Annotated in this window: 17 protein-coding genes; 10 read left to right on the forward strand and 7 right to left on the reverse strand. The window is 73.8% G+C overall.

Annotated features, from left to right (window positions below; translation table 11 throughout):
• Positions 1-126 precede the first annotated feature (126 nt).
• From ACIQD7_RS15330 to pepN, 3 genes are all read left to right on the forward strand, one after another.
• Positions 127-1143 (forward strand): aspartate-semialdehyde dehydrogenase, encoded by a 1017-nt coding sequence (locus ACIQD7_RS15330; RefSeq protein WP_402441948.1) that lies wholly within the window; start codon positions 127-129, stop codon positions 1141-1143.
• Positions 1144-1235: 92 nt separating this feature from the next.
• Entirely contained in the window at positions 1236-2462 is a 1227-nt protein-coding gene (locus ACIQD7_RS15335) for a TerD family protein (protein WP_402441949.1), read from the forward strand.
• Between the two features lie 53 nt (positions 2463-2515).
• Positions 2516-5092, forward strand: coding sequence for an aminopeptidase N (gene pepN / locus ACIQD7_RS15340; protein WP_402441951.1), 2577 nt, complete (start codon positions 2516-2518; stop codon positions 5090-5092).
• A gap of 75 nt (positions 5093-5167) precedes the next feature.
• Here the strand turns inward: pepN and alc are convergent, their stop codons facing one another.
• From alc to ACIQD7_RS15355, 3 genes are read right to left on the reverse strand one after another with little or no spacing between them, the layout of a single operon-like run.
• Positions 5168-6292: an allantoicase gene (alc, locus tag ACIQD7_RS15345; protein WP_402441953.1), complete on the reverse strand. Its 1125-nt coding sequence runs from the start codon at positions 6290-6292 to the stop codon at positions 5168-5170.
• Between the two features lie 59 nt (positions 6293-6351).
• Positions 6352-7278, reverse strand: coding sequence for a LysR family transcriptional regulator (locus ACIQD7_RS15350; protein WP_390755466.1), 927 nt, complete (start codon positions 7276-7278; stop codon positions 6352-6354).
• Positions 7279-7287: 9 nt separating this feature from the next.
• A complete protein-coding gene (locus ACIQD7_RS15355; RefSeq protein ID WP_402441955.1) occupies positions 7288-8268 on the reverse strand; it encodes an EamA family transporter in 981 nt (326 codons plus the stop codon).
• Positions 8269-8411: 143 nt separating this feature from the next.
• Between ACIQD7_RS15355 and ACIQD7_RS15360 the strand changes: the two genes are divergently transcribed.
• Positions 8412-8930 (forward strand): MarR family winged helix-turn-helix transcriptional regulator, encoded by a 519-nt coding sequence (locus ACIQD7_RS15360; RefSeq protein WP_121831298.1) that lies wholly within the window; start codon positions 8412-8414, stop codon positions 8928-8930.
• Positions 8931-9065: 135 nt separating this feature from the next.
• On the opposite strand, the gene ACIQD7_RS15365 is transcribed toward ACIQD7_RS15360, so the two are convergent.
• From ACIQD7_RS15365 to ACIQD7_RS15375, 3 genes are read right to left on the reverse strand one after another with little or no spacing between them, the layout of a single operon-like run.
• A complete protein-coding gene (locus tag ACIQD7_RS15365; RefSeq protein WP_121831297.1) occupies positions 9066-9293 on the reverse strand; it encodes a hypothetical protein in 228 nt (75 codons plus the stop codon).
• A gap of 20 nt (positions 9294-9313) precedes the next feature.
• A complete protein-coding gene (gene malQ, locus ACIQD7_RS15370) occupies positions 9314-11446 on the reverse strand; it encodes a 4-alpha-glucanotransferase (RefSeq protein WP_121831296.1) in 2133 nt (710 codons plus the stop codon).
• A 1-nt stretch (position 11447) separates the two neighbouring features.
• The gene (locus tag ACIQD7_RS15375; RefSeq protein WP_161373700.1) at positions 11448-11660 is read right to left on the reverse strand and encodes a hypothetical protein; all 213 of its coding nucleotides are present in this window, start codon (positions 11658-11660) and stop codon (positions 11448-11450) included.
• Positions 11661-11894: 234 nt separating this feature from the next.
• Between ACIQD7_RS15375 and ACIQD7_RS15380 the strand changes: the two genes are divergently transcribed.
• On the forward strand, positions 11895-15029 hold the full coding sequence (locus ACIQD7_RS15380; RefSeq protein ID WP_402441958.1) for a beta-N-acetylglucosaminidase domain-containing protein: 3135 nt from the start codon (positions 11895-11897) through the stop codon (positions 15027-15029).
• An 83-nt stretch (positions 15030-15112) separates the two neighbouring features.
• Here the strand turns inward: ACIQD7_RS15380 and ACIQD7_RS15385 are convergent, their stop codons facing one another.
• Positions 15113-15676, reverse strand: a complete 564-nt coding sequence (locus ACIQD7_RS15385; RefSeq protein WP_121831293.1) for an HNH endonuclease — start codon at positions 15674-15676, stop codon at positions 15113-15115.
• A 303-nt stretch (positions 15677-15979) separates the two neighbouring features.
• Here ACIQD7_RS15385 and ACIQD7_RS15390 point away from each other — a divergent pair, with 303 nt between their 5' ends.
• From ACIQD7_RS15390 to ACIQD7_RS15410, 5 genes are all read left to right on the forward strand, one after another.
• Positions 15980-16996 (forward strand): mechanosensitive ion channel family protein, encoded by a 1017-nt coding sequence (locus ACIQD7_RS15390; protein ID WP_121831310.1) that lies wholly within the window; start codon positions 15980-15982, stop codon positions 16994-16996.
• Positions 16997-17201: 205 nt separating this feature from the next.
• A complete protein-coding gene (locus ACIQD7_RS15395; RefSeq protein WP_402441960.1) occupies positions 17202-18416 on the forward strand; it encodes an ROK family transcriptional regulator in 1215 nt (404 codons plus the stop codon).
• A 40-nt stretch (positions 18417-18456) separates the two neighbouring features.
• Positions 18457-19803, forward strand: coding sequence for an extracellular solute-binding protein (locus ACIQD7_RS15400; protein WP_391053772.1), 1347 nt, complete (start codon positions 18457-18459; stop codon positions 19801-19803).
• A gap of 16 nt (positions 19804-19819) precedes the next feature.
• Positions 19820-20818, forward strand: coding sequence for a carbohydrate ABC transporter permease (locus ACIQD7_RS15405; RefSeq protein ID WP_402441963.1), 999 nt, complete (start codon positions 19820-19822; stop codon positions 20816-20818).
• A 3-nt stretch (positions 20819-20821) separates the two neighbouring features.
• Positions 20822-21706 carry a carbohydrate ABC transporter permease gene (locus tag ACIQD7_RS15410; RefSeq protein ID WP_402441965.1) on the forward strand — a complete coding sequence of 295 codons (885 nt, stop codon included), beginning with the start codon at positions 20822-20824 and terminating at the stop codon, positions 21704-21706.
• Position 21707: the final 1 nt, after the last annotated feature.

Raw genomic sequence — 21707 nt, forward strand, 5'->3', positions numbered from 1 at the left:
CCGGTTCCGGCGCCCGCCCCTCCCCCGTTCCCGTCCCGGCCCTTGGACAATGGATTGGACAAGGCGGCCGTGGTCGCCCGCATCATGGAGGGGCAGCACCCTGCCCATACGTACGGAGGAGTCCCCGTGAAGGTCGGAATCGTCGGAGCCACCGGTCAGGTCGGCACAGTCATGCGCAGCATCCTGACCGAGCGCGCGTTCCCGCTCGACGAGCTGCGGCTCTTCGCCTCCGCCCGTTCCGCCGGGACCGTCGTGGACGGCATCACGGTCGAGGACGCCTCCACCGCCGACTACACCGGCCTGGACATCGTGCTCTTCTCCGCCGGTGGCGCCACCTCCAAGGCCCTCGCCGAGAAGGTCGCCTCCCAGGGCGCCGTCGTGATCGACAACTCCTCCGCCTGGCGCCGCGACCCCGAGGTCCCCCTCGTGGTCTCCGAGGTGAACCCGCACGCGGTCAAGGACCGCCCCAAGGGGATCATCGCCAACCCGAACTGCACCACGATGGCCGCGATGCCGGTCCTCAAGCCGCTCCACGAGGAGGCCGGTCTGGTCGCCCTCGTCGCCACCACCTACCAGGCCGTCTCCGGCTCGGGCGTGGCCGGTGTCGCCGAGCTGGACGGGCAGGTCAAGGCCGTCGCCGAGGGCGCCGCCGCGCTCGCCCACGACGGCGGGGCCGTCGAGTTCCCCGAGCCCGGCGTCTACAAGCGCCCGATCGCCTTCAACGTGCTGCCGCTGGCCGGTTCGATCGTCGACGACGGCTCCTTCGAGACCGACGAGGAGCAGAAGCTCCGCAACGAGTCCCGCAAGATCCTGGAGATCCCGGAGCTCAAGGTCTCCGGCACCTGTGTGCGCGTCCCGGTCTTCTCCGGCCACTCCCTCCAGGTCAACGCCCGCTTCGAGCGCCCGATCGGCGTCGAGCGCGCCTACGAGCTGCTCAAGGGCGCCGAGGGCGTCGAGCTGTCCGAGATCCCGACCCCCCTCCAGGCCGCCGGCAAGGACGCCTCGTACGTCGGCCGCATCCGCGTGGACGAGACCGTCGACAACGGCCTCGCGCTCTTCGTCTCCAACGACAACCTGCGCAAGGGCGCGGCGCTGAACGCCGTGCAGATCGCGGAGCTGGTCGCGGCCGAGCTCCGGGGCTGACGGACCCCCGCGGGACGCGTACGAGCGGAGGGGCGGCTTCCCGTTGCGGGGAGCCGCCCCTCCGGCGCGTCCGGCCGTGCCAGAGTGCCCCCATGAACCGGATACCCGAGGGGGACGGCGTCCCGGTCCCCGCGCAGGCGCTCCACGTGGCGGTCGGCTGGCTGACCGGGCACGGGGTGCCCGACGCGGACGTGTCGGCGCTGCTCCTGGACGCCGGGGGGCGGGTGCGGGGCGACGCCGACCTGGTCTTCTACAACCACGCCGAGCACCCCTCGGGGGCCGTGCGGCACCTGGGTCGGTCGGCCCCCGGCGCGCCCGGCGGCCCGGCCGCGGACTGGCTGTGGCTGGACCTCGCGCGCGTGGAGCCGGACGTCGGGCGGATCGTGGTCGCCGCCTCCGCCGACGGGGGCGCCTTCGGGCGGGTGCCCGGCCTCGACGTGCGGGTCACGGACGCGGCGGGGACGCCCGTCGCGTACCGGGTGATCGGGGACGCGACGACGGAGACCGCCTTCGTCTTCGGCGAGTTCCACCGGTGGGGCGGCGGCTGGCGCTTCCGTACGGCCGTCCGGGGGTACGGCTCCGGGCTCGCCGGGCTCGCGACGGACTTCGGCATCGTGGTCGAGCCCCCGCCCCCGCCGATCCCGGGACCGGGGTACGTGCCTCCGGCCCCGGTCCCGGTGTACGCGCCTCCGGTGTACGCGGCCCCGGTGTACGAGCCTCCGGCCCCGGTCCCGGCGGCCCCCGCTCCCCTCCCCCGCGGCGTGGACTTCCCGCCCGCCGTGTACCAGGGGCGCGGCAAGGAGACCGTGCACTGCGATCCGCGCCTGCCGGGGGGCGGCTGGGTGCTCCTGGAGGTGGAGTCGTACCACTCGCTCCTCACCACCGTGGAGTCCTGCGACGCCTACGGGCGGGCCGAGGACTTCCTGCTCATGGCGTACGAGGACGACGTCCGGGCCCGGACCGTCGCCCTGGTCCCGCGCTCCCGCCCGCTGACCCTGCGGGTGGACGCCGACGCCCCCTGGACGCTGCGGGTCCTCCCGCTCTCCCACGCGCGCCGCTTCGACAGCCACGTCGAGGGCCTCGCGCACGACCTCGTGGTCTACGACGGGCCGCCCGGGGTCCTCGACTTCCTGCACCACGGGGAGGGCCACTTCGCCGTGCACCGGCACGCCCCGCCGGAGGACCCGCTGCACGACGACGAGGAGCGGACCCGGCTGGTCAGCGAGATCGGCGAGGTCCGGGTGAGCGCCCCCGTGGCGGGTCCCGGACTGCTGCGGATCAGCGGCGACGGGCCGTGGAAATGTGCCGTGCGTCGCTGAGCCGACGCGTGGAAGGATGGGCCCCATCGTCATGAAACAGAGGAGTTGACCGGGTGCCTGGCACGAACCTGACCCGTGAAGAGGCTCGGCAGCGGGCGGCGCTGCTGACCGTGGACGCGTACGAGGTCGAACTCGACCTCTCCGGCGCGCAGGAGGGCGGCACCTACCGGTCCGTCACCACCGTCCGCTTCGATTCCGCCGAGGCCGGCGCCGAGAGCTTCATCGACCTCGTCGCCCCCGCCGTCCACGAGGCCGTCCTGAACGGGCACGCCCTGGACGTGGCCGCCGTCTTCCGCGACTCGCGGATCGCCCTGCCCCACCTGCGGGAGGGCCGCAACGAGCTCAAGGTCGTCGCCGACTGCGCGTACACCAACACCGGTGAGGGCCTGCACCGCTTCGTCGACCCGGTCGACGACCAGGCCTACCTCTACACCCAGTTCGAGGTGCCGGACGCGCGGCGCGTGTTCGCCTCCTTCGAGCAGCCCGACCTCAAGGCGACCTTCCAGTTCACGGTGAAGGCCCCGGCCGGCTGGAAGGTCATCTCGAACTCCCCGACGCCGGAGCCCGAGAACGACGTGTGGGTCTTCGAGCCCACGCCCCGCATCTCCACGTACATCACGGCCCTGATCGTCGGCCCGTACCACTCGGTGCACTCGACGTACGAGAAGGACGGGCAGACCGTCCCGCTCGGCATCTACTGCCGTCCGTCGCTGGCCGAGTTCCTGGACGCGGAGCACATCTTCGACGTCACGCGCCAGGGCTTCGACTGGTTCCAGGAGAAGTTCGCGTACGACTACCCGTTCGCCAAGTACGACCAGCTGTTCGTGCCGGAGTTCAACGCGGGCGCGATGGAGAACGCGGGCGCGGTCACCATCCGCGACCAGTACGTCTTCCGCTCGAAGGTGACGGACGCGGCGTACGAGCGGCGGGCCGAGACCATCCTGCACGAGCTCGCCCACATGTGGTTCGGCGACCTCGTGACCATGGAGTGGTGGAACGACCTGTGGCTGAACGAGTCGTTCGCCACCTACACCTCGGTCGCCTGCCAGGCCGCCGTGCCCGGCACCCGCTGGCCGAACGCCTGGACCACCTTCGCCAACGCGGAGAAGACCTGGGCCTACCGCCAGGACCAGCTGCCCTCCACGCACCCGATCATGGCCGAGATCAACGACCTGGAGGACGTGCTCGTCAACTTCGACGGCATCACGTACGCCAAGGGCGCCTCGGTCCTCAAGCAGCTCGTCGCCTATGTCGGCCAGGACGAGTTCTTCAAGGGCGTGCAGGCGTACTTCAGGGCGCACGCCTTCGGCAACACGCGCCTGTCGGACCTGCTCGGCGCCCTGGAGAAGACCTCGGGACGCGACCTGACGTCCTGGTCGAAGGCGTGGCTGGAGACGGCCGGCATCAACGTCCTGCGCCCGGAGATCGAGACCGACGCCGACGGCGTCATCACCTCCTTCGCCGTGCTCCAGGAGGCCCCGGCGCTGCCCGCCGGCGCCAAGGGCGAGGCCGTCCTGCGGCCGCACCGGATCGCGATCGGCTTCTACGAGCTGGACGAGACCGGCCGTCTGGTCCGCACCGACCGCCTGGAGCTGGACATCGCGGCGGCCGGACGGACCGAGGTGCCGCAGCTCGTCGGCAAGGGCCGCCCGGCGGTCGTCCTCCTGAACGACGACGACCTGTCGTACGCCAAGGTCCGGCTCGACGACGTGTCCCTGGCCAACGTCACCGAGCACCTGGGCGACTTCGCCGAGTCGCTGCCGCGCGCGCTGTGCTGGGCCTCGGCCTGGGACATGACCCGCGACGGCGAGCTGGCCACCCGCGACTACCTGGAGCTGGTGCTGTCCGGCATCGCCAAGGAGTCCGACATCGGCGTGGTGCAGTCGCTCCAGGGCCAGGTCAAGGCGGCCCTCGACCTGTACGCGGCGCCGGAGTGGCGCGAGGCCGGGCTCTCCCGCTGGACCGAGGCGACGCTCGCGCACCTGCGCGCGGCCGAGCCGGCGAGCGACCACCAGCTGGCGTGGGCGCGCGCCTTCGCGGCGACCGCCCGCACCCCGCAGCAGCTCGACCTGCTCGCGGCCCTCCTGGAGGGGCGCGAGACGATCGAGGGCCTGGCGGTGGACACCGAGCTGCGCTGGGCGTTCGTGCAGCGGCTCGCGGCGACCGGGGACTACGACGAGGCGGAGATCGCCGCCGAGCTGGAGCGCGACCGCACGGCGGCGGGCGAGCGGCACGCGGCGACCGCGCGGGCGGCCCGTCCGACGGAGGAGGCCAAGGCCGAGGCCTGGGCGTCGGTCGTCGAGGACGACAAGCTGGCGAACGCCGTGCAGGAGGCCGTCATCGGCGGTTTCGTCCGGTCCGACCAGCGCGAGCTGCTCGCCCCGTACACGGCGAAGTACTTCGCGGCGATCAAGGGCGTCTCGGAGACCCGCAGCCACGAGATGATCCAGCAGATCGTGGTCGGCCTCTACCCGACGCTCCAGGTCTCGCAGGAGACCCTGGACGCGACGGACGCGTGGCTGGAGGAGCACCGGCCGGCTCCGGCGCTGCGGCGTCTGGTGACGGAGTGCCGCGCGGGCGTCGAGCGCGCCCTGAAGGCACAGGCGGCGGACGCGGCGGCGGCGGTCTGAGACCACCGGTAGGCGGTACGTGAGAAGGGGCGCCCTCCCCTGTGGGGCGCCCCTTCTCCGTGCCCTGCCGGAGCGTCAGCCGCCGAGGGCCGCGTACCGGGCGCGCAGGTCGGCCGCGCCCTGCTCCGTGAGCGTGCCGTGGAGCCGCATCCGGGCGACGCCGCCGTCCGGGAAGGCGTCCAGGCGCACATGGGTGACGACGGCCCGGGCGGGCAGCTTGAAGCGGTGGAGGGTGTCGGGCTGGAGCCGGGTCCGGGGGATGATCTCGAACCACTCGCCGCTCTCGCCGTTGCGGCCCTGGAGGGCGATCCAGCCCGCCGAGTTGCCCTTGAGGTAGGCGGTGTCGATCTCGACGGCGCGGACGGCGCCCTGGGCGGCGAGCCGGAAGCGGACCCAGTCGTGGGTGTCGCGGACGCGGCGGCGGCGGTTCTCCCAGCCGTCGTCCATCTTGCGGGAGGTGCCGGGCAGGATGATCTGGGTGGGCGAGGAGTAGAACCGATCGGAGGCGTCCTCGTACGTGCCGCCGTTCAGTACGGAGACCAGGTCGAGGGTGCCGAGGAGCTCCAGCCACTCGGGGTCGGGCACGACCTCGCCGTGGACGCGGAGCCGGGCGACGCCGCCGTCGGGGTGCTGGCAGAGGCGGACGTGGGTGAAGCGGCGCTCGGCGTCGATCGCGAAGCCGTTGGCGGCGTGGCCCCGGACGGGGGTGGGTGGGACGAGCTCCTCCCACTTGGCGTCGAGGAGTTCGGCCGGGCTCGGGGTGCCCTCGACGGCGGTGGCCTGGACCGACACCTTCTGCGGGTAGTTGCCCCGGAAGTGGGCGGTGTCGACGACGATCCCCCGGACGACGCCGGGGGCGCCGAGGCGGACGATCGCCCAGTCGTGGTCCTCGGGGGCGGGGAAGACGTTCTCGGCGTCGGCGCCCCGGCGGCGGCGGGTCTCCCAGCCGTCCATGACCTTTCCCTTGTGGCCGAAGCGCTCGGGGTCGAAGACGGCGCGCTCGCGGACGAGGAGGTTCTCCCGCTCGGCGAAGAACTCGTCGTTGGCGGCGACGACCCCGGCGCCGAGGCGGCGGTCGGCGAGGTCGACCAGCTCGGTGAAGGGGAAGTCCCCGGTGCGGTAGTCGGCGTAGGGGTCTCCGCCGGAGTAGGGGGCGGCGTCGTTGGCGTGCGGGTCCTGGTTCTCGTCGAAGCTGCTCATGGACCGACCTTCCCGCGTCCGCCCCTTCCAGGTCCATCGAATGTTTTCGACGGTTCCTTTCAGCTCTGCTGAACGGTTTCCCGTCCGGTGGCGGCCTGCCGGAGCGCGGCCAGGACCCGGGCGACCGCCGGGCCCTCCTCCGCCCCGCCGCGCACCGCCGCGACGACGTGGCGGCGCGGCTGGTCGGCGGAGAGGACGCGCATGACGACCCCGGTGCCGCCCCGGCGTTCGGCGGAGGCCATGCGGGGCACGAGCGCGATCCCCATCCCGGCCTCGACCATGGCGAGGATCGCGGTCCAGCCCGAGGCGCTGTGGGCCTGCTCGGGCACGAAGCCGGCGGCCTCGCAGGCGGCGGTGGTGATCTCGGACCAGGGGCCGGAGCCGCCGTAGATCCAGGGTTCGGCGGCGAGGTCGGCGAGCCGCAGGCCGGGCGCGCCGGCGAGCGGGTGCCCGGCGGGCAGGGCCACGTCGAGCGGGTCGGCGAGCAGCGGCACCCGGCTGAACTTGGGGTCGCGGGCGGAGGGCGCGTGGGCGGCGAGCGAGAGGGCGAGGTCGACCTCGCCGGCCGCGAGCAGTTCGTACGCCTCCGCCGCCTCGGCCTCCCGGACGCGGACGTCGAGCCGGGGGTGCGCGGTGCGCAGGCGGCGCACGGCGGGGACGACGAGCGCGGGCACGGAGGTGGAGAAGGCGGCCAGCCGGACCTGTCCGGCCTCGCCCCGGAGGTAGCCGTCGAGTTCGGCGTCGGCGCGCTCCAGCTGGGCGAAGACGGCCTCCGCGTGCCGCAGGACCAGGTGGGCGGCGTCGGTGAGGCGGACCCGGCGGCCCTGGGCCTCCAGGAGCCGGACGCCGAGCTGCCTGGAGAGGTTGGTGAGCTGCTGCGAGACGGCCGAGGGGGTCATGAGCAGGGCCTCCGCGGTCGCGGTGACGGTGCCGCGGTCGCGGAGGGTGCGGAGGATCCGGAGCTTCTTGATGTCCCACTCGGTCATGGGCGCAACCTATCGGGGGGCTTCGGAGGCCTCCGGTTCGGCCGAAGCCTCCCGGTCTTTCCGTTCGTCCGTACGGAAGGTTTCGGTCGGGGCCCCGGGCCTACGGGGGTTCAGCTGGCCCGCCAGGGTGGCGCCGAGGGCGATCGCCATGCCGAGGAGCTGGACCGGGCCGAGCGCCTGGCCGAGGGCCGCCCAGCCGATGATCGCGGCGGTGACCGGCGAGAGGGGGCCGAGGAGGGTGACCGAGGAGGCGCTCAGCCGCTCGATGCCGCGGAACCAGAGGACGTACGAGATCGCGGTGTTGCCGAAGGCCAGGTAGGCGTAGCCGGCCAGGTTCGTGCCGGTCAGGGCCGGTGGGGCGCCCTCGACCAGGAGGGCGATCGGCAGGATGACCAGGCCGCCCGCGGTGAGCTGCCAGCCGGTGGCGGCGAGGGCGCCGACGCCCTCGGGGCGGCCCCAGCGCTTGGTGAGGACGACGCCCGCCGACATGGAGAGGGCGGAGAGCAGTCCGGCGACCACGCCGACGAGGTCGAGCGCGGCCCCGGCCTGGAGGACCACGAGGCTGACGCCGAAGGCGGCGGCGACGGCGGTGACCAGAGCCCGGACGGTGGGCCGGTCGCCCAGGAGGAGGGCGGCGAGGCCGACGACGAAGAGCGGGCCGACGGAGCCGACGACGGCGGCGACCCCGCCGGGGAGCCGGTAGGCGGCGAGGAAGAGCAGCGGGAAGAAGGCGCCGATGTTGAGGGCACCGAGGACGGCGGCCTTCCCCCACCAGGCGCCCTTCGGGAGCGTGCGGGTGAGCGCCAGGAGCAGGAGTCCGGCGGGCAGGGCGCGCATCAGGCCGGTGAAGAGGGGCCGGTCGGGCGGCAGGAACTCGGTGGTGACGTAGTAGGTGGAGCCCCAGGAGATCGGGGCGAGGGCGGTCAGCGCGACGAAGGCGGCCCTGCGGGACGTGGCGGTCGGGTGGGACATGGCGGTCGGGTGGGACATGCGGGTTCCCCCTGGAGGCGAGTGCCGGTGCGCGGGGCGCGGAGACCCCGGGTTCGCTTGGCGCTGATTAACTTAGCACTAAGCTACTTAGACGCAAGCGGCTTTCTTGCCGTCGAGTCGTACGGAAGGGGAGACTGGAACCCATGGACACGAAGACCCCCGGCCCGGGCCCCGCCCACGACGCCGTCGACGCCATCACCGACCAGTGGGCGGTCGTCCGGCCCGACCTGGACACGGTGCCGATGGCCGTCTTCGGCCGGATCTACCGGCTGGCGAACGCCATGCGCGGCCGGGTGGACACGGCGTACTCGCCCTACGGCCTGGCGCTCGGGGAGTTCGACGTGCTCGCGACCCTGCGCAGGTCCGGGGAGCCGTACACGCTCTCGCCGCGCGAGCTGTCCGCCACCCTGATGATCACCACGGGGGGCATGACGGGCCGCCTCGACCGGCTGGAGAAGGCCGGACTGCTCGGTCGCAGCCCCGACCCGAACGACCGGAGGGGGCTGCGGGTCACCCTCAGCGAGCGCGGCCGGGAGCTGGTGGACCTGGCCGTCGCCGACGGCCTCGCGGAGCAGCGGGCGGCCCTGGAGTCGGCGCTCGACGCGGAGGAGACGGAACAGCTGGCCGGACTGCTGCGCAAGCTGCTCGCGGCCACGGCCTGACGCGGGCGGAGCCGGAAGCGGAGACGGAGGCGCGCGGGCGCGCGAAGGCGCCGCACGGTACGTCGGTACCGTGCGGCGCCTTCGACGGAGCCGGAGGAAGGGGGCGCGCCCTCTCGGAGCCGCCCCTCCCCGGAGTTACGCCTTCTTGGACTTGTCCAGCACCATCACCAGGCCGGCGATGACCAGGAACAGCACCAGCGGGGCGGCCACGAACAGGCCGAGGGTCTCGACGACCTCCAGCTTGGGGGCCGGGTCGTCACCGTCGTCGCGGGTGAGCGCGAGCGCGGGGGACGACATGAGCAGCATCATCAGCGTCGTACCGGCCGCGACGGCGCCGGCGCGCAGGGCGTTCTTCTTGTCCACGGTGCAAACGTAGCGAACGCCTAAACGCGCCGCGCGCCCGGGGGTGCCGTACGGGCGTGCAGCTCGCTCAGGAGGGCGTGCGCCCGGGGCGAGGCGGCCAGCGCCTCCAGGGTGAGCGGCTGCCCGTCGGGGCCCGCGACCGGCAGCCGCCAGTTGGGGTACTCGTCCCAGGTGCCCGGCAGGTTCTGCGGTCTGCGGTCCCCCACGGCGTCCGGCAGCCACACCCCGACCATCCGGGCCGGGGTGGCGAGCAGGTACCGGTGGACGGCCCGGATCTCGGCCTCCTCCCCCGGCCCCTCCGGGAGCAGCCCGAGCCGCTCGAACAGGCCGCGCCACTCGGCGGTCTCGGCCCGGTCCGCCACCCGCTCGCGCTCCAGGTCGCCGGGGAGCAGCCCGAGCCGGTGCCGCAGCACGACGTGGTCGCCGGAGAGCCGGGCGGCGGTGGAGGGCAGGTCGTGGGTGGTGGCGGTGGCCACGCACTCCGCGCGCCACTCCTCCGGGGGCAGCGGACGGCCGGTGCCCGCCCAGTCCCGCTCGAACCAGAGCACGGAGGTCCCGAAGACCCCGCGCCGGGCCAGCTCCTCCCGTACGCCCGGCTCGACCGTGCCGAGGTCCTCGCCGATGACCAGGGCCCCGGCGCGGTGCGCCTCCAGGACCAGGACGGCGAGCATCGCGTCGGCGTCGTAGCGGACGTACGTGCCCTCGGTGGGCTCGCGGCCCTCCGGCACCCACCAGAGCCGGAAGAGGCCCATCACGTGGTCGATGCGCAGCGCGCCCGCGTGCCGCAGGAGTTCGCGCAGGAGCCCCCGGTACGGGGCGTAGCCCGCGGCGGCGAGGGCGTCGGGCCGCCAGGGCGGCAGGCCCCAGTCCTGGCCCCGGGAGTTGAAGGCGTCGGGCGGGGCGCCGACCGACATCCCGGCGGCGAAGGCCTCCTGGCCGGCCCAGGCGTCCGAGCCCTCCGGGTGGACGCCGACCGCCAGGTCGTGGACGATCCCGATCTCCATCCCGGCCTCGCGGGCGGCCCCGGCGGCGTCGGCCAGCTGCCGGTCCGTCAGCCAGGCGAGCCGGCAGTGGAAGTCGACCCGGGCGGCCAGGGCGGGATCGGCGCGCACGGCCGCCTCCGCCGCGCGCGGGGTGCGCAGCGCGTCGGGCCAGGCGCGCCAGTGGGGGCCGTGCCGCTCGGCGAGGGCCTGGTAGGTGGCGTGGTCCTCCAGGGCGCGGCCCCGCCCGGCCAGGAAGTCGTGGAAATCGGCGCGCCTCCCGGGGCCGGGCTCCACGCTCGTGAGGAGCAGCTCCAGGGCCCGGCGCTTGACCTCCCAGACCGCGTCCCGGTCGATCAGGGCGCCCTTGCCGAGGACCCGTTCGCGCAGCTCGGCGGCGTCCGCGAGGATCCGGTCCAGCTCCTCGCGGCGCTCGGGGCCGATCAGGGCGTACTCGGGGATCTCCTCGATCCGCAGGTGGACGGGGTCGGGGAAGCGGCGCGAGGACGGGCGGTACGGGGAGGGATCGGCGGGCGCGCCGGGCACGCCCGCGTGGAGCGGGTTGACCTGGACGAACCCGGCGCCGTGCCGGCGGCCCGCCCAGGTGACCAGCTCGCGCAGGTCGCCGAGGTCGCCCATGCCCCAGGAGCGGGTGGAGAGCAGCGAGTAGAGCTGGACGAGGAGGCCGTACGCGCGCCGCTCCGGCCCGGGCACGCGCGCGGGGCTCACGATCAGGGTGCCGGTGGCCGCGCGCCCGTCGGGGGCCTCGGCCTCGACCGTGTGGACGCCGAGGGGCAGTCCCGACCAGTCGTCGCCGAGGACGACGGCGCCGTCCTCGGTGGTGACCTGGAGGCGGGTGCCGGGCGGGAGGTGGGCCGGGGGGCGGAGCGGGGGTTCGCCGGCCGGGTCCGTCCGCTCGCGCGGGCCGGTGCCGGGTCCCTCACCCCCGTCCCCGGTCCGCCAGTGGACCAGGGTCGGGGGCAACAGGCGCTCCCGGTCGGCACGTTCCGCCGCCGCGAGGGCGGCCGCGACCGCCTCCGGCGTGGACGCGTCCACGCCCAGGGCGGCGAGGACGGCCACCACGGTGGCCTCCGGCACGGGCACGTCGGCGCCGTCGGCGGGACTGTGGACGGTGGCGACGCCGTGACGGGCGGCGAGACGGGCCAGGGTCACTTCACACTCCGGGGGACTCCGGGCCGCCCGCGTGGACGGGGGCGGTGGGTTCGCTGGTCAGATGGGCCTCCGCGGTCAGCGGGGGCTCGCTGGTGAGGGGGGACGCGTCGGGCAGGGGCGGTTCGCTGGTGAGCGGTTCGCCGGTGAGCGGTTCGCCGGCGGGTGCCGACTGCTGCGGAATCCGTATCCGTCCGTGGCGGGCGGTCGTGGTCACGGGGGTCTCCCGGTTCGTCTCGACAGGTGGGACCTGGACAACTACAGAGGCCTACCCACCGCACCTCGTTTTACCGGCGGGACGTGACGAAGTGGCGTCACCTCGCCGTCGGCCCGCCGGGCAAAGCCGACACATCGGCCATGTGCATTGACACTTGCGTGCGACGGGTGGTGGGCTCGTGACCGACTCGTGACCAACCGGCGGAGCGGCCGGCCCCGCCGAAGGGAGACCCCCGTGCACCTCGGGCGCAGGAAGCGCACCGCGACGGCCGTCGCCGCCGCGGTCATCGGCGGCCTCCTCGGCGGGGCCGCTCCGGGCACGGCACAGGCGCTTCCGAAGGCGCCCGCGTCCCCTGCCACTCCGGCACCTCCCGCGACCCCTGCGGATCCGGCGGCCCCTGCGGATCCGACGGCCACCCGGGCCCCCGCGGCCCCGGCCTCCGCGCGCGTGCCCGCCGTCTGGCCCCGGCCGCAGTCCCTGGCGGCCGCCGGGCCCTCCGTACGGCTCGGGGACGAGGTGACGCTGCTCGCGGACGCCGACGCCGATCCGTACGCCCTGGACGCCCTGCGCGAGCTGCTGCGGGCGGCCGGGGTGCGGACCGTGCACACCGGGCTGCCCGGCCGGGGCCCGGTGGTCCGGGCCGCCGGACCCGCCGGGGAGGGCGCCGGGGAGGCGCTGGCCGCCCTGGGCGTGCCCGAGCGCCTCGACCTGCCGCGCGGCGGCTACCGGCTCGCCACGGGCCGGTTCGGGGGACGGGAGACCGTCGTCCTGGACGGGGTCGGCGAGGACGGCCTGTTCCACGCCGTGCAGACGCTGCGTCAGCTCCTGGGATCCGGCCGGGAGGTGCCCGGGGTCGTCGTCCGCGACTGGCCCGGCACCGCCGAGCGCGGCATCACCGAGGGCTTCTACGGGCGCCCGTGGACCCCGGAACAGCGGCTCGCCCAGCTCGACTTCCTCGCCCGGACCAAGCAGAACCGCTATCTGTACGCGCCCGGGGACGACCCGTACCGCCAACTCCAGTGGCGGGAGCCCTACCCGGCCGCGCAGCGGGCGGAGTTCCGCGCGCTCGCCGAGCGGGCCCGCGCCCGCCACGTGACGCTCGGCTGGGCCGTGTCCCCCGCCCAGTCCATGTGCCTGGCCTCGTCCGCCGACGTGGCGGCGCTGACCCGGAAGCTCGACGACATGTGGGCGCTCGGGGTGCGCTTCTTCCAGCTCCAGTTCCAGGACGCCTCGTACGACGAGTGGCACTGCTCCCGGGACGCCGACGCCTTCGGGCGCGGTCCCGAGGCGGCGGCCGCCGCCCACGCGCGCGTGGCGAACACGGTCGCCCGGCACCTGGCCGAGCGGCACCCGGGCGGCGAGCCGCTGACGGTGATGCCGACGGAGTACTACCAGGACGGATCGACCGCGTACCGGGCGAAGTTCGCCGAGGCGCTCGACGCGGACGTGCGGGTGGCGTGGACCGGCGTCGGCGTCGTGCCGCGCACGATCACCGGCGGCGAACTGGCGGGCGCCCGCGCGGCGCTGCGCCACCCGCTGGTCACCATGGACAACTACCCGGTCAACGACTACGCGCAGGACCGGCTGTTCCTCGGCCCCGCGACGGGCCGGGAGCCGGCCGTGGCCGCCGGTTCCGCCGCCTTCCTCGCCCACGCCATGGAGCAGGCGGCGGCCTCCCGCGTCCCGCTGTTCACCACCGCCGACTACGCCTGGAACCCGAAGGGCTACCGGCCCGGGGAGTCCTGGCGGGCCGCCGTCGACGACCTCGCGGGCCCGGACCCGGCCGCCCGCGAGGCGCTGCGGGCGCTCGCCGGGAACGGCGCCTCCTCGATCCTCGCCCCGGGGAGCGAATCGGCCTACCTGAAGCCGCTCCTGGCCGCCTTCTGGGCGGCGCGCACGGCCCCGGACAAGGGCGCGCGGGAGCGGACGGCGCGCGAGCTGCGGGACGCGTTCACCGTGATGCGGCAGGCCCCCGAGCGGCTGACGGCCACCGCGGGCGGCGCCCTCGACGACGCGAACGAGACGGGGCCGTGGCTGGAGCGGCTCTCCCGGTACGGCCTGGCGGGCGAGCGGGCGGTCGACATGCTGCTCGCCCAGGGGCGCGGCGACGGCGCGGCGGCCTGGCGGGCGCAGGGGGAGCTCGAAGGGCTGCGGAAGGCCCTGGGCACCGGCCGGGTGACGGTCGGCGCGGGGGTCCTCGACCCGTTCCTCACGCGCGCGGTGGCGGAGGCGGCGGCCTGGACCGGGACCGACCGGGCCCCGGCGGCACCGGTCGAGCGGGCCACCGGCTCGTACACCGTGCGGCTCGACCGGGCGCGGCCCGTGGAGACCCTGACGGTGCTCGCCGAGCCGGGCCCGGAGGGCGGCCGCGCGGGCACGGACGCGCGCGTGGAGGCGTACGTCCCCGGCGAGGGCTGGCGGACGCTGGGCCCGCTGTCGCCGTCGGGGTGGACGCAGACCGATCTGAAGGGGCTGCGGGCCGAGGCGCTGCGGGTCGCCTGGAGCGAAGGGACGCCGGCGCCCGGGGTGCGGTCCCTGGTGCCGTGGTTCGCGGACGGGCCGCGCGCCGGCGTCGCCCTCTCCCGCGCGGAGACGGACGCGGAGATCGGCGGCCCGGCGCAGCGGGTGGACGTGGAGCTGACGGGCCGCCGGGCGGGCGAGGTGCGCGGGCCGCTGACGGCGAGGGCCCCGAAGGGGATCGCGGTCCGGCTGCCGGGACAGGCCTCGGTGGAGCGCGGCGCCCGGACGCGCGTCCCCCTGGAGGTGTCGGTGGCGGCGGACGTGCCGGCCGGCGCGTACCGGGTGCCGGTGTCCTTCGCGGGCGAGGAGCGGGTCCTGACGGTCCGGGCCTTCCCCCGTACGGCGGGCCCCGACCTGGCCCGTACGGCGACGGCCTCCTCGTCGGGCGACGAGACCCCCGACTTCCCGGCCTCCTCGGCGGCGGACGGCGATCCGGCCACCCGCTGGTCCTCCCCGGCGGAGGACGGCGCCTGGTGGCAGCTGGAGCTGCCCGCGCCGGCCCGGATAGGGCAGGTGGTGCTGCACTGGCAGGACGCGTACGCCTCCCGCTACCGCGTCCAGGTCTCGGCCGACGGCCGGGTGTGGCGCACGGCGGCGACGGTCGCGGAGGGCAGGGGCGGCCGGGAGTCGGTCCGGATGGACGCGGCGGACACGCGCTTCCTGCGGGTGCAGGGCGAGAAGCGGGCGACCCGCTTCGGCTACTCGCTCTGGTCGGTGGAGACGTATGCGGTGGCGCCCCGGGCTCCGGAGAAGCCGAAGGCTCCCGAAAAGCCCGCGACGGCTCCGGAGGTCCCCGAAGCCCCCGAGACCGCGCCCCCGGGCGTGCCGGAGGAGCGGCCCGCCCCCTAGGGGTGCGCCGCTCCGTCCGCAGGCCGTGCCGCAGGTCGTGCCCGGGTCGTACCGAAGGCCTCCGCGTACGCGAAAGGCCCGGCTCAACCCGTCGTGAGCGCCCCCACGGGGGTCTCGGCGACGGAGTCGATCCGGGCCATCACGTCCTCGGCGCCGTACGGCTGCAAGTACGGCAGCCAACGGGGGTCCCGGTGGCCGGTTCCGATGATCCGCCAGGCCAGGCCGGTCGGCGGGGCCGGTTGGTGGCGCAGCCGCCAGCCGAGCTCGCGCAGGTGCCGGTCGGCCTTGACGTGGTTGCAGCGGCGGCAGGCCGCCACCACGTTCTCCCAGGCGTGCGTGCCCCCGCGGCTGCGCGGGACGACGTGGTCGACGCTGGTCGCGACGCCCCCGCAGTACGCGCAGCGCCCGCCGTCGCGGGCGAAGAGGGCCCGGCGGGTCAAGGGAACGGGCCCCCGGTAGGGGACCCGCACGAAGCGCTTCAGCCGCACCACGCTGGGCGCGGGGACGACTTGGGTCTCGCTGTGCAGGAAGGCGCCGGACTCCTCGAGGCAGAGGGCCTTGTTCTCCAGGACGAGGACGAGTGCGCGGCGGAGCGGTACGACGCCGAGCGGCTCGTACGACGCGTTGAGGACCAGGACATGCGGCACGGATGCCTCCTATGACGCCGGCGGCGCGTGGCTCGCGCCGGGACGAACTGCTCTCAGTCTCTCCTCATGCCTGGTCGGAGCGCCACCACGTATCGGAATCGGGGTGACGGGCCCGGAGTGTTCTCGACCACACCGGCCGCACCGGTCTCCCCTCTCCCTCCCCTGGTGAGGTCCGTCTCTCCCCCGAACGGGACAACGGGACCACACCTGGCGCCCCGTTACTGTGGATGGCCTGCGTACGCGATGCCTGGAGGTTGTCCCGTGTCCTGGTCCGCCCTGGCGGCTGCCACCGAACCCGAACCCATGCCGGTGACCCTGGACGAGGCCGCGGAGCGGGCCACGAACGCCGCCACCTGGGTGGAGGAGAACTGGTCCACCTGGCTGAACACCGGTCTGCGCATCCTCCTCATCCTGGTCGTCGCGCTGCTCCTGCGGATGGCCGTCCGCCGGGCCCTGACGAAGCTGATCGAGCGGATGAACCGTTCGGCGCAGGCGGTGGAGGGGACGGCCCTGGGCGGTCTCCTCGTCAACACCGAGCGGCGGCGGCAGCGCTCGGAGGCGATCGGCTCGGTGCTGCGCTCTGTGGCGTCCTTCCTGATCCTGGGCACGGCCGGGCTGATGATCCTCGGCGCCTTCAAGATCGACCTGGCGCCGCTGCTCGCGTCGGCCGGTGTGGCCGGTGTGGCGATCGGTTTCGGCGCCCGGAACCTGGTGACCGACTTCCTGTCCGGCGTCTTCATGATCCTGGAGGACCAGTACGGCGTCGGCGACTCGATCGACGCGGGCGTGGCCTCCGGCGAGGTCGTCGAGGTGGGCCTGCGGGTGACCAAGCTGCGCGGGGTGGACGGCGAGATCTGGTACGTGCGCAACGGCGAGATCAAGCGGATAGGGAACCTCAGCCAGGGCTGGGCGACGGCGGCCGTGGACGTGACGGTCCGGCCGACGGAGGACCTGGACCGGGTGCGGTCGGTGATCACCGAGGCGGCCGAGGCCATGGCGAAGGAGGAGCCGTGGAACGAGCGCCTGTGGGGCCCGGTGGAGGTGCTCGGCCTGAACGAGGTGCTGCTCGACTCGATGACGGTCCGGGTCTCGGCGAAGACGATGCCGGGCAAGGCCCTCGGCGTGGAGCGCGAGCTGCGCTGGCGGATCAAGCGGGGTCTGGACGAGGCCGGCATCCGGATCGTGGGCGGGCTCCCGGCCCCGGCCGAGGAGGCGGCGGCCGACCCGACGGCGGGCATGGCGGCCCCCTCGGTCTTCGCCAGCACGACCTCGCCGCAGTCGGCGGCGGCGACGCCGCTGCCGAAGGACCTCTCCAAGTAGGTCCCGGCGCCATCTGTAAGTAGGTCCCGGCGCTGTCTGTAAGTAGGTCCCGGCGCTGTCTGTTCGAAGCCCCCGCGGGTAACGCTTCCGTTGCCTTCGGGGGCTTCGCGCGTTCACGGGTATTGACGGGCCGGTGACGGGCGATTTATTTTCCTTCCACTCAATAGGAAACTTTCCTAACAGTGCAAGGGCAGGTGCGCACCCGATGGCCGGTACGACTCCGGGGACCCCCGGCACGCCCCGCGTGCTGCGGGCCATGAACGACCGGGCCGCCCTGGACCTGCTCCTGGAGCACGGCCCCCTCTCGCGGACCCGGATCGGCAAGCTCACCGGCCTGTCCAAGCCGACCGCCTCCCAGCTGCTCGCCCGCCTGGAGGCGGCCGGCCTCGTCGTCGCCACCGGCACCACCGAGGGCCGCCCCGGACCGAACGCGCAGCTCTACTCGGTGAACGCGCGCGCCGCGTACGCCGCCGGGCTCGACGTCACCACCCGCCGCATCCGCGCCGCCGTCGCCGACGTCACCGGCGAGATCGTCGGCGAGTCCGAGCTGCCCACCCCCGGCCGGTCCGCCGCCGGGGTCGTCGGCCAGGTCACCGAGGTCCTCGACGGGGCCGTGAAGGCGGCCGGGATCGCCCGCGCGGACGTGCGGCGCCTGGTCATCGGCACCCCCGGCGCCTTCGACCCGGCCACCGGGCGCCTGCGGTACGCCTCCCACCTGCCGGGCTGGCACTCCCCCACGCTCCTGGAGGAGCTGGCCGCCGCCCTGCCGATGCCGTTCGAGTACGAGAACGACGTCAACCTCGTCGCCCTCGCCGAGCAGCGCCTGGGCGCCGCCCGGGGCCACTCCGACTTCGCCCTGCTCTGGAACGAGGAGGGCATCGGCGCCGCCCTCGTCCTCGGCGGGCGGCTGCACCGGGGCTTCACCGGCGGCGCCGGAGAGCTCGGCTTCATGCCCGTGCCCGGCACCCCGCTCGTACGGCAGGTCACCAAGGCCAACTCGGGCGGCTACCAGGAGCTCGCCGGGGTCCAGTCCGTGCCCCGGATCGCCCGCGCCCTCGGCATCGACACCCCCGAGCAGCCGTACGTGCCGGTGGCCTCCGGGCTCCTCGCGCACGCCGCCGGGGCGGCGGACGGGGACCCCCGCCACGCGGCCCTGCTCGACCAGTACGCCGAGCGGGTCGCCATCGGCCTCTCCTCCGTCGTCGCCGTCCTCGACCCCGAGCTGATCGTGCTCTCCGGCGAGGTCCTCGTCGCGGGCGGCGAGCCCCTGCGCGCCCGCGTGCAGTCCGCGCTCGCCGACCTCGCCGCCTCCCGGCCGCGCCTGGTCACCGCCGCCGTCCTCCGGCGTCCCGTCCTGCGCGGAGCCCTCGAAAGCGCCCTCGCCGCCACGCGCGACGAGGTCTTCGACACGTCCCGCTGACCCCCGCTTCCCCTCCGCCCCCGCCCCAGGGAGAACCGTCATGCCCGTACGCCCGCGCAGAGCCGCCGTCGCGCTCGCCGCCACCGCCTCGATCGCCCTCCTCGCCTCCGCCTGTACCGGCTCCGCGGGCGGCGCGGCCGCCGACGACCCGAACGCGAAGACGACGATCACCTTCTGGCACGGCTGGTCGGCGCCCGCCGAGGTCAAGGCGATCGAGGCCAACGTCGACCGCTTCGAGAAGGCCCACCCGAACATCACGGTGAAGGTCGTCGGCAACATCAACGACGACAAGCTCGGCCAGGCCCTGCGCGCGGGCGGCTCGAACGGGCCGGACGTCGTCTCCTCGTTCACCACGTCCAACGTCGGCAAGTTCTGCGCGTCGGGCGCCCTCGCGGACCTGAAGCCCTTCATAGAGAAGTCGAAGCTGGACCTGGACGAGACCTTCCCGAAGGTCCTCCAGGACTACACCCAGTTCGAGGGCCGGCGGTGCAGCCTGCCGCTGCTCTCCGACGCGTACGGGCTCTACTACAACAAGGACGCCTTCCGGCAGGCCGGGCTCGACCCCGAGGCCCCGCCGAAGACCTGGTCCGAGTTCACCGAGGTCGCCAAGAAGCTGACGAAGGCCAAGGGAGACTCGTACGAGCGGCTCGGCTTCATGCCGACCTACCTCGGCTACGAGACGGTCGTCTCGCACTACATGTCGCAGTGGAAGCACGGCGGTTACTTCGACGCGGACGGCAAGTCGACCGTCGCGAAGGACCCGGCGTTCGCCGAGATGATGACGTACCAGAAGTCCCTGGTGGACGCCCTCGGCGGGTTCCGGAAGCTCGACAGGTACCGCACCACCTTCGGGGACGAGTGGGGCCCCAAGCATCCCTTCCACACCGGTCAGGTCGCCATGCAGCTCGACGGCGAGTGGCGGCTGAAGTTCGCCGAGGAGGCGAAGCCCGGCTTCGAGATCGGGGTCGCGCCGCTGCCGGTCGCGGACGACGAGGCGGCCGAGTACGGCAAGGGCTACCTCTCCGGCACGATCATGGGCATCGCGCCGCAGAGCAAGAAGCAGAACGCGGCCTGGGAACTGGTGAAGTACATGACCACGGACACCGACGCCGTGGTCGCCTTCGCCAACGACATCGGCAACGTGCCCTCCACCCTGGAGGCGCTGAAGTCCCCGAAGCTGAACGTCGACCCGCGCTTCAAGACCTTCCTGGACATCGCCCGGCACCCCGCCTCCACCACCTCGGACGGCGCGGTCAACGGCTCCGCCTACCAGGACACCCTCCAGAAGTTCTCCCAGCAGTACGAGAAGGGGCAGGTCACCGACCTGAAGAAGGGGCTCGCCGACACCGCCGCCCAGATCGACCGCGACATCGCCGCGGCGAAGTGACGGCCGGACACCACCCATGAGCACGGACACCCTGCCCGCGAAGGAGGCGGCCGGCCCGGCCGCCCCCTCCCCCGGAGGACGGAACACGCTCCGGTCCAGGCGCCGACGCGACGCGCTGCGCACCCTGGCGTTCCTGTCGCCCTGGCTGATCGGATTCGGCGTCTTCTTCGTCTATCCGCTCGTCTCCACCGTCTACTTCTCCTTCATGAAGTACGACGGCCTCAACCCGCCCGAATGGCGGGGCCTCGGCAACTGGTCGTACGTCTTCCACGACTTCCCGCAGTTCTGGCCGGCCCTGCGCAACACCCTCTGGCTCTGCGTCGTCATGGTCACCTGCCGGGTCGTCTTCGGCCTCGGCATCGGCCTGCTGATCACCAAGATCAAGACGGGCACCGGGATCTTCCGGACCCTCTTCTACCTGCCCTACCTGGCCCCGCCGGTGGCCGCCACGCTCGCCTTCGTCTTCCTGCTCAACCCCGGCACCGGACCGGTCAACTCGCTCCTGGAGACGGCCGGTCTGCCCGCCCCGGCCTGGTTCACCGACCCCGCCTGGTCCAAACCGGCCCTCACGGTCCTCGCCGTGTGGGGCGTCGGCGACCTCATGGTGATCTTCATGGCCGCGCTGCTCGACGTGCCGAAGGAGCAGTACGAGGCCGCCGAACTGGACGGCGCCTCGCCGTGGCAGCGGTTCCGCCACATCACGCTGCCCAACATCGCGCCGATCGTCCTGTTCGCCGTGGTGACCGGGATCATCGGCGCGATGCAGTACTACACCCAGCCGATCGTGGCCTCCAAGGTCGCCTCGGGGGTGATGGGCGGCTCCGGCGTCACCTTCGTCCCCGGCTATCCGGAGGACTCCACGCTCACCCTGCCGCAGCTCGTCTACAGCCTCGGCTTCAGCCAGTTCAACTACGGCGCCTCCTGCGTGGTCGCGCTGGTGCTCTTCGCCTTCTCCATGGCCTTCACCGCGCTCCTGATGCGCCGGCGCGGCGGCCTGATCGGCTCGGGTGACTGAACCATGACCCCCACGACCACCGCCCCCGCTCCCGCCCCCGCTCCCGCCCTGAAGCGGGCCCGCCGCACGGCGCTGCTGCACTGGATCGCCGTGCACGCGCTCGGCGTCGCCGCCGCCCTGTTCTTCGTCCTGCCGTTCGTCTTCGTGTTCCTGACCTCCCTGATGAGCGACCAGCAGGCGCTCACCCGGGACCTGACGCCGAACTCCTGGCACTGGGACAACTACGTCCGGGTCTTCGAGACCGAGGGCTTCCTCATCTGGTGGCGCAACTCCCTGCTGTACGCCGGGCTCGGCACCGTCCTCGTGGTGGTGTCCTCGGTCCCCGTCGCGTACGCGCTCGCCAAGTTCCGCTTCCGGGGACGGCACCTGTCGATGCTGCTCGTCATCTCGATGATGATGCTGCCGCCACAGGTCGTGATCATCCCCATGTACCTGTTCTGGGCGAAGCAGATGGACCTCTCCGGCACCCTGTGGCCGCTGATCGTCCCGCTGGCGTTCGGCGACGCCTTCGCCGTCTTCCTGCTGCGCCAGTTCCTCCTCACGATCCCCGACGAGTACGTGGAGGCCGCCCGGATCGACGGCTGCGGCGAACTGCGCACCCTGCTGAGGATCGTGGTCCCGATGGCCAAGCCGGGCATCGCGGCCGTCGCCCTCTTCCAGTTCTTCTTCTGCTGGAACGACTACTTCGGACCGCAGATCTACGCCTCCGAGAACCCCGGCGCCTGGACCCTGAGCTACGGCCTGGAGTCCTTCAAGGGCGCGCACCACACCGACTGGAATCTGACCATGGCCGCGACCGTCCTGGTCATGGCCCCCGTGATCCTCGTCTTCTTCTTCGCCCAGAAGGCGTTCGTCGAGGGAGTCACACTGACCGGAGTGAAGGGCTGAA

The organism is Streptomyces sp. NPDC093071 (genome assembly GCF_044754545.1).
Classification (GTDB): domain Bacteria; phylum Actinomycetota; class Actinomycetes; order Streptomycetales; family Streptomycetaceae; genus Streptomyces.

Excerpts from the sequence above, each read along its gene's own strand:
- ACIQD7_RS15335 (WP_402441949.1), top strand. The coding sequence starts at position 1,236 with ATGAACCGGATACCCGAGGGGGACGGCGTCCCGGTCCCCGCGCAGGCG.
- alc (WP_402441953.1), bottom strand. The coding sequence starts at position 6,292 with ATGAGCAGCTTCGACGAGAACCAGGACCCGCACGCCAACGACGCCGCC.
- ACIQD7_RS15350 (WP_390755466.1), bottom strand. The coding sequence starts at position 7,278 with ATGACCGAGTGGGACATCAAGAAGCTCCGGATCCTCCGCACCCTCCGC.
- ACIQD7_RS15355 (WP_402441955.1), bottom strand. The coding sequence starts at position 8,268 with ATGTCCCACCCGACCGCCATGTCCCACCCGACCGCCACGTCCCGCAGG.
- ACIQD7_RS15360 (WP_121831298.1), top strand. The coding sequence starts at position 8,412 with ATGGACACGAAGACCCCCGGCCCGGGCCCCGCCCACGACGCCGTCGAC.
- ACIQD7_RS15390 (WP_121831310.1), top strand. The coding sequence starts at position 15,980 with ATGCCGGTGACCCTGGACGAGGCCGCGGAGCGGGCCACGAACGCCGCC.
- ACIQD7_RS15395 (WP_402441960.1), top strand. The coding sequence starts at position 17,202 with ATGGCCGGTACGACTCCGGGGACCCCCGGCACGCCCCGCGTGCTGCGG.
- ACIQD7_RS15400 (WP_391053772.1), top strand. The coding sequence starts at position 18,457 with ATGCCCGTACGCCCGCGCAGAGCCGCCGTCGCGCTCGCCGCCACCGCC.
- ACIQD7_RS15405 (WP_402441963.1), top strand. The coding sequence starts at position 19,820 with ATGAGCACGGACACCCTGCCCGCGAAGGAGGCGGCCGGCCCGGCCGCC.
- ACIQD7_RS15410 (WP_402441965.1), top strand. The coding sequence starts at position 20,822 with ATGACCCCCACGACCACCGCCCCCGCTCCCGCCCCCGCTCCCGCCCTG.